Genomic DNA, 10350 nt, shown 5'->3' with positions numbered 1-10350 from the left:
GCTCAATTGGGTGGCTGCGGCCTGGCTTGCCGTTTCGATCCTGTTCTATGTGGTCGTCTACACTGCCTGGCTCAAGCGTCGCACGCCGCAGAACATCGTCATCGGCGGCGCCGCCGGCGCCTTCCCGGTGATCTGCGGTTGGGCTGCCGTCGCCGGCGAGACACCGATGCTGGCGTGGATCCTCTTTGCCATTATCTTCCTGTGGACGCCGCCGCACTTCTGGGCGTTGGCGCTGTTCATGGAGGCTGATTACGCCAAGGCCGGTGTGCCGATGCTGCCGGTTACCCACGGGCTCAAGGAAACCCGTCGTCAGATCCTCGCCTATTCGGCGCTGCTGGTGCCGGTCACCATCGCACCGCCGCTGCTTGGCCTTACAGATTGGGCCTATGGGGGCACGGCGATCACGCTGGGCGTGATTTTCATGGTGATGGCATGGAACGTCTATCGCAGCAGCGCCTTGCTGGCGGCGGACATGGTGGCGGAGAAGAAGCTGTTCAAGTTCAGCCTTCTGTATCTGGCCTGCCTGTTCGGCGCTCTGGTCGCCGATGTGCTGCTGCTGCCATGAACATCGATCCTGCTACCTGGTCCGCTGACGAGCGCGCCGCCTTCATGGCGCGCCGCGCCTCCCGCAACCGGGCCATCGGTATCTTGCTGTTCGCCATGGTGGCGCTGTTCTTCGGCATCACCGTGGTGCGGATGAGCGGGCAGGTTTCGGCGCCTACAACGGCGGCTGCATCATGAGCACCGCTGCAGCCAACCGCCGTGTCGGTCTGATGGCCGGCCTGATGGCTGTCAGCATGATCGGCCTCGCCTATGCGTCGGTGCCGCTTTATCGCCTGTTCTGCCAGGTCACCGGTTTTGGCGGCACCACGCAGGTCGCCGCCTTTGCGCCGACGGCCGACCAGATGCAGGCCGTTGCTGGCCGCACCATAAAGGTGCGATTCGATTCGAATCTGGCGCCGGGTCTCGCGTGGCGGTTCAAGCCCAAGGCCAACGAGGTCAGCATTCCGATCGGGGAAAAGCGCCTGGCCTTCTACACCGCCAGCAACACCGGCAGCACGGCCATCACCGGCCGCGCCGTCTACAACGTCTCCCCCGACGTGGCCGGCCGCTATTTCATCAAGATCGACTGCTTCTGCTTCACCGAGCAGACGCTGAAGGCCGGCGAGACGGTGGACATGCCGGTTTCCTATTATATCGATCCCGCCATAATGGATGATCCAGTGGCGAAAAAGATCGACGAAATCACGCTGAGCTACACCTTCTACCCGGTGGACAAACCGGCAACTGCGGTTGCCGCTCTGGACAAGCCCCCCGCCGCGGACGCGGCGCTGGACAAGCAACCTCGGGTCAGGCTAAGCGCTGCGACAAATCGTAACAGTTTGAAGGACAGGGGCTGAGCCATGGCCGGAGCCAAGACCCACAGCTATCATATTCTTAATCCGTCATCGCGCCCGCTGATGATGTCGATGGCGGTGCTGATCCTCGCCGCTGGCGCGATCGGCTGGATGCATAAGACCGATTGGGGCATGCCGGCCTTCTTTGCCGGCCTCGCGGCTGTCGCTGCCATGTTCTTCCTGTGGTGGAAGGATGTTGTCCACGAAGCCAACACCGGCGATCACACGCCTGTTGTGCAGCTGCACCACCGTTACGGCATGATCCTGTTCATCGCGTCGGAAGTGATGTTCTTCGTCGCTTGGTTCTGGGCCTATTTCAACGCGGCGCTCTATCCGTCGATGCACGAAGGCATCGGAGGCGTTTGGCCGCCCAAGGGCATCGAACTGCTCGATCCGTTCGTGTTCCCGCTGCTCAACACGCTGATCCTGCTGCTTTCGGGCACCAGCGTCACCTGGGCGCACCACGCGCTGATCCACGATGATCGCAAGGGCCTGAAGCAGGGCCTGTGGGTGACGATCGCGCTCGGCCTGATCTTCACCTGCGTGCAGGCCTATGAATATTATCACGCCGAATATGGCATGGCCGACAGCATCTATGGCGCCGCTTTCTACATGGCGACCGGCTTCCACGGCTTCCATGTCATCGTGGGCACGATCTTCCTGGTGGTGTGCCTGGCCCGCACCTACAAGGGTGATTTCACCTCGCGTCAGCACTTCGGTTTCGAAGCGGCAGCGTGGTATTGGCACTTCGTGGACGTGGTGTGGCTGTTCCTGTTCATCGCCATCTATGTGTGGGGTTCGAACTTCGGCGCGGCTGTGGCCCCCCACGCGTTTGGGTGAAACGCTAACAATCGGGCCCACACCCATTCAAGTTGCACTGAGGGGCTGCTGTCCACGCTGTGGCAGTGGCCCCTTGTTTGTTGGCCTGCTCAAGATGGCGCCGCGCTGTTCCGCGTGCAGCCTGGATTATGGTCGCTTCAACGTTGGCGATGGGGCCGCGCCGTTCCTCATTTTCATCGTCGCAACCATCGTCATCATCGCCAGCCAGGTCACAGAGGCAAAGCTTGCCCCGCCGTGGTGGGTGCATGTGCTGTTGTGGGGGCCAATCACGCTCGGCCTGTCGCTGGGGCTGATGCGACTGGCCAAAGGCCTCTTCGTCGCACTTGAGTTTCGCAATGATGCCGGCGAAGGACAGGCGTGAGCCGCCGAATCCCGATCATCCCCACCATTATCACCGCCGCTGGCATCCTGATTCTGTGTGCCCTGGGCAAATGGCAGCTGGATCGGCGGGCGTGGAAGCATGATCTGATCGAACGGCTGGCCGCCGCGCCGAACCTACCGTTGGTTTCGCCGGAAGAATTCCGCGCCGCGATGATGGGCGATGTGTCCATCCAATATCGCCGCGCCAGCATCGATTGCCGCGCCGGCGACAAGAAACCCTATGATCTTCGTCCCGGCAGCTCCGCCGGTGGCACATCCGGCTTCTATGTCGTGGTCTCCTGCCGGCTCAACAGCCGCCCGCCCGATATCGTGGCGGTGGCGGGCTGGACGAAGCGCGTGGACGCGAAAGACATCGTGATCACCCTTGATCACCAACTGACCGGCACGGTGATCGAGCGCCCCTATGGCAATGCCCCGGACCGGCCGCGTTTCATGCTGATTCCGCGTGAGGCGATCCCGCCGCTCGGTCGGCCGCTGCAGCCGCGTGCTGCCGATCTGCCCGACAATCACCTGGCCTATGCCGGGCAATGGTTCGGCCTCGCTATCGCGCTGGCTGCCATTTACGGCCTCTATCTGCGGCGGCGCCCGGTTGCGCCGGCGGCCAAGCCCGAATAACGGAAACCCGTCATGCGCTATGTCTCCACACGGGGTGTCGCCCCGATCCTCGATTTCGAAGCCGCCACACTGGCCGGCCTGGCCAGTGACGGCGGGCTGTATGTGCCCGAATCCTGGCCGCGCTTCAGCGAAGCCGAGATCGCGGCCATGGCCGGCCTGCCTTATGTTGAAGTCGCGGTTCGCGTGTGCCAGCGCTTCACGGCGGGCTGCCTCGACGAGACGGCGTTGCGCCAAATCTTCACCGCCGCTTATGGCCGCTTCGCCCACGCCGCCGTGGCGCCGCTGAAGCAGCTCGATCACCGGCATTTCCTGCTTGAACTCTTCCACGGGCCAACACTGGCGTTCAAGGATGTGGCCCTGCAGGCGCTCGGCCTGGTGTTCGAACGCTTCCTCGCCCAATCAGGTCAGCACATCACCGTGATTGGCGCGACCTCCGGCGACACTGGCTCGGCCGCCATCGATGCGCTCGCCGGCCGCTCGGGCGTTGAAGTCTATATGCTGCACCCCGATGGCCGGGTGAGCGAGGTGCAGCGCAGGCAGATGACGACGGTGCTGGATTCCAACATCCACAATATCGCCATCGACGGCAATTTCGACGACGCGCAGGCCATCGTGAAGGCGATGTTCAACGATGCGGCTTTCGCGGCCCGCTTCCCGCTGGCCGCGGTGAACAGCATCAACTGGGCGCGGCTGCTGTTTCAGGTCGTCTATTATTTCACATCCGCTCTCTCGCTAGGTGCGCCGCACCGCGCCGTGTCGTACGCCGTGCCCACCGGTAATTTCGGTGATGTGTTCGCGGGCTATGTCGCGGCGCAAATGGGCCTGCCCATCGAACGACTGGTGGTCGCCACCAACCGCAACGATATTCTCCACCGCGCGCTGACCAGCGGTGATTACAGCGCCGGCACGGTTGCCCCCACCGATGCGCCGTCGATGGACATCCAGGTCTCCTCCAATTTCGAGCGGCTGCTTTTCGACTTGTCGGGCCGCGATGGTGCAGCCTTGGACGCCGCAATGGCCGAGTTCGAGGCGACAAAGAAACTCGCCCTGCCGGAAAGCTGGCGCGCCAAGGCCGCCCGCCTGTTCAACTCCGCCCGTGTGGACGCTGACGAGATGACCGACACAATGCGTTGGGCGCTGGCAAGCACTGGCGAACTGCTCGATCCGCACACGGCCATCGGCCTTGCCGCCGCCCGCCGTGACACGGGCAATGCCCCAATGGTCACGCTCGCCACCGCCCACCCTGCCAAGTTCCCGGCGGCGGTGCAGGCGGCAACCGACATCCATCCCGATCTGCCGGCCCGCCTGGCCGATCTGATGACGCGGACCGAACGCTATGACGTCGCTCCCGCCCGATTGCAGGCGATCGAAGCCTACATCGCGGAACGTGCACGCGCCAAATGACCGAACCGCAGATCAGCATCCTCGAAAACGGCTTGCGCGTCGCCAGCTGGGCGCTGCCCGGCCTCGAAACGGCGGCGGTCGCGGTGACCGCCGAAACCGGCTCGCGGTTCGAGCGGCCGGAACTGAACGGTCTCGCCCACCTGTTTGAGCACATGGTGTTCAAGGGCACAAAGCGCCGCTCTGCCCGCGCCATTGCGGAGGAGATGGAGGATGTGGGTGGCCAGCTCAACGCCTGGACCAGCCGCGACACCACCATGTTCCACGCCCGCCTGCTGGCCCGCGATCTGCCGCTGGGCGTGGACCTGATCGCCGATCTCGTTTCCGGCGCGCGCTTTGATGCAGACGATATCGTCCGCGAAAAGGAAGTCGTGCTGCAGGAGCTCGGCGAAGCGCGCGACACACCGGATGACATCGTGTTCGATCATCTGCAGGAAGCCGCCTTCCCGGAACAGGCGCTGGGCCGCTCCATCTTGGGTGATGAAGCCAGCCTGGCGCGAATCACCCGCGATGATCTGCTCGGCTGGCAGGCCGATCACTATGCACCGCAGCGGCTTACCCTCGTGGCTGCTGGCAAGGTCGATCATGCCGAACTGTGCCGGCTCGCGCAGTCCGCGTTCCCGGCCGCAGCCGGCAGCAATCCATCACCGGTCGGCGACGAAGTGCGCTTCCATCCTGGCCGCCACCACGATGCCCGCCGCATCGAGCAGGCGCAGCTGACGGCAGGCTGGGCCGCCCCCGGCCATCATGATCCGGCGCAGGATGCCGCGCTCCTGTTCACGCTGGCGGCCGGTGGTGGCATGTCGTCCCGCCTGTTCCAGCAGGTCCGCGAAGAACGCGGGCTGGCCTACACCGTTTCGGCTTCGTTGCAGCCTTATGTCGATGCCGGCCTGATGAGCGTCCACGCCGCCACCGATCCCAAGCAGGCCGCCGCCGCGCGTGATCTGATCATGACCGTGCTGCATGAAACTGCCGTCGGGCTGGAGCAGGCCGAACTCAATCGCGCCCGCGCGCAAGCGGTGGCCGGCCTGTTGATGGCGCTGGAAGGTCCGCAAGGTGCGTCCGATTATCTGGGCCGCAGCCTGATCGTGCACGGCCGCTTCGTGCCGCCGGCCGAACTGGTGGCCCGCATCGACGCCGTCACCGTGGATGCCGCCCGCGCCGCCGGTGCCGCCATGCTCAGTGCAGCGCCGGCCCGCGCCGAGATCGGCCGCCACAAGGTCGCGGCCTGATGACCGCACTTGCCACCCTCGTCACCGAACCCTGGGCTGATTTCGGGCTGGTGGACTCCGGCCACGGCCGCAAGCTGGAACGCTATGGCCGCTTCCGCTTCATCCGCCCGGAACCGCAGGCAATGTGGGCGCCCGCCAGCGCCGACTGGAAGGCCGATGGCGAGTTCATCGGCGGCAGCGATGAAGACGGCGGCGGCCGCTGGCAGCTTTCGTCCAATGTGCCCGAGCGCTGGGCCATGAAGCGCCCATCACCGGGCGGTGAAGTGAGTTTCTGGGCCAACAACACGCCCTTCCGCCACCTCGGCTTTTTTCCCGACATGGGCGCCCAGTTCGATTGGCTGGCCAGCCGCATCAAGCCCGGCGATCGGGTGATGAACATGTTTGGCTATACCGGCGTCGGCAGCCTGATTGCGGCGCGGGCCGGTGCGCAGGTGACGCACGTTGATGCCAGCAAGAAAAGCGTGGCGGCCGCCCGCGAGAATGCCGCCCTATCGGGCCTGGACGATGCGCCGGTGCGCTGGATCATCGATGATGCGCTGAAATTCCTTCGCCGCGAGGTGCGGCGCGGCGCCAAATATCACGGCCTGATCTTTGATCCGCCCAAATATGGCCGCGGCCCCGATGGCGAGGTGTGGCAGCTGGAACGCGATCTGCCGGAACTGGTTGATCTTGCCCGGCAACTGCTGGCGGATGATGCGCGCTTCTTCGTGCTCACCGTCTATGCCATCCGCATGTCTGCCCTCGCGCTCCACCCGCTGGTGGACCAGGCAATGGGTCCGCGTGGGGGCAGCATCGAAGTGGGCGACATGGCGATCCGGGAAGAAACCCGCGGGCTGCTGCTGCCCACAGCCATCTTCGCGCGCTGGAGCGCCTGTCCTACAGCCGCCTGATCCTGTTACATCGGGCTGGGGCTGGCCCGCAGCCAACCCGACGCTCTTTCTCAGCAGCGTCAATCCAAAGCGAGGCGCAAGGTCGCGCGCGCACGAGCAGAATCTGTAACCTTTGTAACCTACAGGCTGTTCAGCCCTGCAAGGCGGCCTGCCAGCCCAGCGCCGCCACCGCGCCGGCGGTGAGCAGCAGCCGCAGCCGTCCATACCAGCCTGGCAGGCTGCCGGACCTCCAATCCCACAGGAAATGCACCAGCAGCGCGGCGGCCAGCGCCAACAACTGTGCCACGCGATATTTGGGCGGGGCGAGCAGCACCAGCCAGCCGATGATGCTGGGCAGCATGGTCAGCCCGATCGGGCCGGGGGCTGGCTGGGAATTCTCCACTGCTGCGCCCCAGCGCGCGCCGCCCAGGAAGGACAGGATGATGGCGGTCCACCACAACAGTGCTTCGGTGAACTGCCAGCGGAAATCGGGGAAGGCGAGGGTGGCCAGTGGCGGCGCCAAGAACGGAATCAGCCCGGCAAGGCCATAGAACAACACGATCGGCGGGGTTTTCGACATGGCGCCTGCCTGTCATGCCTCACGCTGGCCGCAAATGCGGCAAGTCGCTCCCTCAGCCGCGGCAGGCCTTCACGGTTTCGGGGCGCGGCCGCACGCCGGGACGAAACATTGCGACATAACCCTGCTTTATGTCGGTCATGCTGATCAGCTCATAGCCCACCGCCTTCACCTCGCAGGCGAGCAGCGCCTTTGGCATGCCATGCTCTTCGGACGGGCGGTCGAGATCGACGACCACGACGCGGCCGCCCGGCTTCAGGCTGCGGCGCAGGCGATCGAGCAGCAGATAGGGCTGCTCGATCTCGTGATACATGTGGATCATGAGCGCCACGTCCACACTGGCGGCGGGCAGGCGGGCATTGGCCTGGCTGCCTTGCACGAAGCGCACATTGGTGAAGTTGGCGGCGCGGATGCGCTGGCGCACCCGTTCGAGCACGCCTGGCGACAGATCCTGGGCAAAGACCCGGCCCTGCGGCCCCACCACTGGTGCCACGCGCATCACATAATAGCCGCCGCCAGTGCCGATATCGGCCACCGCCATGCCGGGCTTTATGCCGGCGATGCGGATCACATCGGCGGCTTCCCCCGCCTTGTCGCGCGCGGCTTCCTCACCCCAGGCCGAAGACACAACCTTGGCCACCGGACGCTGCGGACGCGGCAAGGGGCCGGCGGCTGGCAGGAGCAGCAGCACGGCGATAAGGACGCAGATTCGGGTGACCGGGCTCACATTGCCCCCTTGGCAGGCCAGCATGGCCAAAAAATGTCAGTCGGCGGTGACGGCCTTCGGTGCAGCGCCGGTGCTGTCCAGCGCGCGCCAGCGGTTCATCTGGCGCTGGAAGTCATTCAAGTCGCGGCCACCCAGTTCGGCGCCGCCGATGAAGCGCAGGCTTACCGGGTTCACCGCTTTGCCGCGCAGCCAGACCTCGTAATGGAGGTGCGGGCCAGTCGAAAGCCCGGTGGAGCCCACCGCGCCGATGCGCTGGCCCTGGCCGATGCGCTGGCCCGGCCGCACGTCGATGCGGCTCATGTGGGCATAGGCGGTGGCGAGATCCTTGTTGTGGCGGATCATCACATATTTGCCGTGGCCGCCATGCCAGCCGGCAAAGCTGACCGTGCCGCCGCCGGCCGCCATGATGGTCTGGCCATGGCCGGCGTTGAAATCGACGCCCTTGTGCATCCGGGAAAAGCCCAGCACCGGGTGCAGTCGCATGCCGAAGCTGCTCGTCATGCGGGCGCCATCAACGGGCGTCTTCATCAGGCCCTTCTTCACGCCTTCGCCGCTGGCCTGGTAATATTCGCCCTTCCACAGGCCGATTTCCACCGGGTCGCGGCCCTTGCGGGCCAGCGCGCCAAATAGCAATTTGCCGTGGCGGATCTCGCCGGTTTCGGCGCGGTCCTGTTCGATGATGATGTCGAACCGGTCGGCCTTGCCCAAGCCACGCTGGAAATCGACGACGTGGCGCATCTGCTTGATGAACTCGGCCGCCTGCCCGGCGGGAATGCCGGCACTGCGCAGCGCGCGGTTGAGGCTGCCGCTCACCGGTGCGCTTACCCGCAGCGGGGTGGAATCAACCCTGATAGGAATGCGCTTCAGGATAAGGCCGCCGTCGCCGCGGCTGATTTCCACCCTAAGATCGAACGCGGCCCGCAGGGCCAGGCTTTCGAGCGGGCGCGGCACCGATTTGGTTTCGCGCCGGCCCAGCACCAGTTCGGCCCGGGCGCTGCCGCCGGGGTTCAGCCCGGCCAGCAGCCTGGTCACTTCGGCCACCTCGGCTGCGCCAACGCCGGCATTTCGCAGCGCACCCGCCAACCCGCGCCGGCCGATGGTGACACTGCGTTCGACGCGCGGCCGTTCCGGCGCTTCGGCCAAAGGGCGCAGTTGGCTTGGATCAACGCGCGGACTCACGCCCGAAACACCGCCAAACACCAGCGGCGCGATATTATAGGCCCGCGCTTCGTCGCGTTGGGCGGGTGTCAGTGGGGCGGGTGCAGCCTCGTACAGGGGGGGTACGATACTGCCGGCCAACATGGCGCCGCCCACCAGTGCCGTGCAGGCCGCCAGCTTCATCCACCAGCGGCGGCTACCGATGGCGGAACCAAGGTCCAGATCAATGTCGCCTTGCGCGGCGGCGCGGCGTAGGCGCTGCCAATCATCGGCAAGGCGCAAACGCTCGGCATCTGCGGCGCGGGCGAGCGCCCGGCCAGCGCGGGCTAAGCGCTCGCCGGGCGCAGACAGCGAGCCCGGCAGCGCAATGCTGCCTCCGGCTGCCGGCTGAAATCCCGGTTGATACAAGCCCGATCCCCCAGTGCCGACGGCCAATCCGTCTTTACGAACGGTTAACTATCTACTCTTGCCGGATAAATTCGTTTCCGGCGTGTCTGTGGTTGATTTGCCTCTCGCGAGTCGCCGTGTCAATCCGACAACAATCTGGGGACAAGTCAACTGGGACGAGCCGCCGTCATTATACGGTCACTTGCGCCGCCGATTCACTCGTGTCATCTTCATGTCCATGCACAACCGCGCAGGCTGTACATGATGGGGTGGCTGCAGCGTCACCGGCAACGGGTGGGCCCACCGGGCCCAGGGTCCGATTGCCACAGGCTCTTGCCGCTGCGCTTGCTACGCTCCAGATCTGACAGGTGAACCGGTTCATCGCCTCGCCCGCCAGCAATGGCAACAGCCGGATCACGGCCGTGCTGGGCCCCACCAACACCGGCAAGACACACCTCGCGGTCGAACGCTTGTGCGGTCACAGCAGCGGCATGATCGGATTTCCGCTGCGGCTGCTGGCTCGCGAAGTCTATGAAAAAGTGGTGGCGGCCAAAGGCGCTGCCTCTGTCGCGCTGATCACCGGCGAGGAAAAGATCGTGCCGCCGGGAGCGCGTTGGTTCCTGTGTACTGTCGAATCGATGCCGCTGGATCGGGAAGTCGCCTTCATGGCGATCGACGAAGGCCAGATGGGGGCCGATCCCGAACGCGGCCATGTGTTCACCGATCGGCTGATCAGGGCGCGTGGTTATGCCGAAACCATGATCCT

The 10350-nt window shown here is 65.2% G+C and carries 12 protein-coding genes and 1 pseudogene; 10 read left to right on the top strand and 3 right to left on the bottom strand.

Annotated elements, in window-relative coordinates; all coding sequences use genetic code 11:
- The 9 genes from Q7O19_RS12030 to Q7O19_RS11990 all read left to right on the top strand — a co-directional run.
- Positions 1 to 565 (top strand): protoheme IX farnesyltransferase (locus Q7O19_RS12030; RefSeq protein ID WP_303810752.1); only part of this gene is annotated, 565 nt, incomplete at its 5' end.
- On the top strand, positions 562 to 741 hold the full coding sequence (locus Q7O19_RS12025; protein WP_303810751.1) for a hypothetical protein: 180 nt from the start codon (positions 562 to 564) through the stop codon (positions 739 to 741). The genes Q7O19_RS12030 and Q7O19_RS12025, both read left to right, overlap by 4 nt.
- A complete protein-coding gene (locus tag Q7O19_RS12020; RefSeq protein ID WP_022679343.1) occupies positions 738 to 1400 on the top strand; it encodes a cytochrome c oxidase assembly protein in 663 nt (220 codons plus the stop codon). Before Q7O19_RS12025 ends, Q7O19_RS12020 begins: the two co-directional genes overlap by 4 nt.
- A gap of 3 nt (positions 1401 to 1403) precedes the next feature.
- Complete coding sequence (locus tag Q7O19_RS12015; RefSeq protein WP_303810750.1) at positions 1404 to 2237, top strand: cytochrome c oxidase subunit 3; 834 nt, start codon at positions 1404 to 1406, stop codon at positions 2235 to 2237.
- Between the two features lie 73 nt (positions 2238 to 2310).
- Positions 2311 to 2598 (top strand): DUF983 domain-containing protein, encoded by a 288-nt coding sequence (locus Q7O19_RS12010; protein WP_273462134.1) that lies wholly within the window; start codon positions 2311 to 2313, stop codon positions 2596 to 2598.
- Positions 2595 to 3233 carry an SURF1 family protein gene (locus tag Q7O19_RS12005; RefSeq protein ID WP_303810749.1) on the top strand — a complete coding sequence of 213 codons (639 nt, stop codon included), beginning with the start codon at positions 2595 to 2597 and terminating at the stop codon, positions 3231 to 3233. The genes Q7O19_RS12010 and Q7O19_RS12005 overlap by 4 nt, the downstream gene beginning before the upstream one ends.
- 12 nt (positions 3234 to 3245) lie before the next feature.
- Positions 3246 to 4637: a threonine synthase gene (gene thrC, locus Q7O19_RS12000; protein ID WP_303810748.1), complete on the top strand. Its 1392-nt coding sequence runs from the start codon at positions 3246 to 3248 to the stop codon at positions 4635 to 4637.
- A complete protein-coding gene (locus Q7O19_RS11995; protein WP_303810747.1) occupies positions 4634 to 5866 on the top strand; it encodes a pitrilysin family protein in 1233 nt (410 codons plus the stop codon). The genes thrC and Q7O19_RS11995 overlap by 4 nt, the downstream gene beginning before the upstream one ends.
- Positions 5866 to 6756, top strand: coding sequence for a class I SAM-dependent methyltransferase (locus Q7O19_RS11990; RefSeq protein ID WP_303810746.1), 891 nt, complete (start codon positions 5866 to 5868; stop codon positions 6754 to 6756). The genes Q7O19_RS11995 and Q7O19_RS11990 overlap by 1 nt, the downstream gene beginning before the upstream one ends.
- A gap of 130 nt (positions 6757 to 6886) precedes the next feature.
- On the opposite strand, the gene Q7O19_RS11985 is transcribed toward Q7O19_RS11990, so the two are convergent.
- The 3 genes from Q7O19_RS11985 to Q7O19_RS11975 are packed head-to-tail and all read right to left on the bottom strand — an operon-like array spanning position 6887 to position 9605.
- A complete protein-coding gene (locus Q7O19_RS11985; RefSeq protein ID WP_303810745.1) occupies positions 6887 to 7315 on the bottom strand; it encodes a DUF3429 domain-containing protein in 429 nt (142 codons plus the stop codon).
- 52 nt (positions 7316 to 7367) lie between these two features.
- Positions 7368 to 8039: a class I SAM-dependent methyltransferase gene (locus tag Q7O19_RS11980; RefSeq protein ID WP_303810744.1), complete on the bottom strand. Its 672-nt coding sequence runs from the start codon at positions 8037 to 8039 to the stop codon at positions 7368 to 7370.
- A gap of 36 nt (positions 8040 to 8075) precedes the next feature.
- Positions 8076 to 9605: a peptidoglycan DD-metalloendopeptidase family protein gene (locus Q7O19_RS11975; RefSeq protein ID WP_303810743.1), complete on the bottom strand. Its 1530-nt coding sequence runs from the start codon at positions 9603 to 9605 to the stop codon at positions 8076 to 8078.
- 347 nt (positions 9606 to 9952) lie between these two features.
- On the opposite strand from Q7O19_RS11975, the pseudogene Q7O19_RS11970 reads away from it, so the two are divergent.
- A pseudogene (locus tag Q7O19_RS11970) lies at positions 9953 to 10350 on the top strand (helicase); the annotation flags it as partial.

Origin of the sequence: Sandarakinorhabdus limnophila DSM 17366 (genome assembly GCF_945882885.1) — a bacterium.
GTDB classification, from domain to species: Bacteria; Pseudomonadota; Alphaproteobacteria; order Sphingomonadales; family Sphingomonadaceae; genus Sandarakinorhabdus; species Sandarakinorhabdus limnophila_A.
This window is presented reverse-complemented; position numbering and strand designations above follow the sequence as displayed.

Coding starts and splice junctions, on each gene's coding strand:
- Q7O19_RS12020 (WP_022679343.1), top strand. CDS start 738: ATGAGCACCGCTGCAGCCAACCGCCGTGTCGGTCTGATGGCCGGCCTG.
- Q7O19_RS11985 (WP_303810745.1), bottom strand. CDS start 7,315: ATGTCGAAAACCCCGCCGATCGTGTTGTTCTATGGCCTTGCCGGGCTG.
- Q7O19_RS12015 (WP_303810750.1), top strand. CDS start 1,404: ATGGCCGGAGCCAAGACCCACAGCTATCATATTCTTAATCCGTCATCG.
- Q7O19_RS11990 (WP_303810746.1), top strand. CDS start 5,866: ATGACCGCACTTGCCACCCTCGTCACCGAACCCTGGGCTGATTTCGGG.
- Q7O19_RS12025 (WP_303810751.1), top strand. CDS start 562: ATGAACATCGATCCTGCTACCTGGTCCGCTGACGAGCGCGCCGCCTTC.
- Q7O19_RS11995 (WP_303810747.1), top strand. CDS start 4,634: ATGACCGAACCGCAGATCAGCATCCTCGAAAACGGCTTGCGCGTCGCC.
- thrC (WP_303810748.1), top strand. CDS start 3,246: ATGCGCTATGTCTCCACACGGGGTGTCGCCCCGATCCTCGATTTCGAA.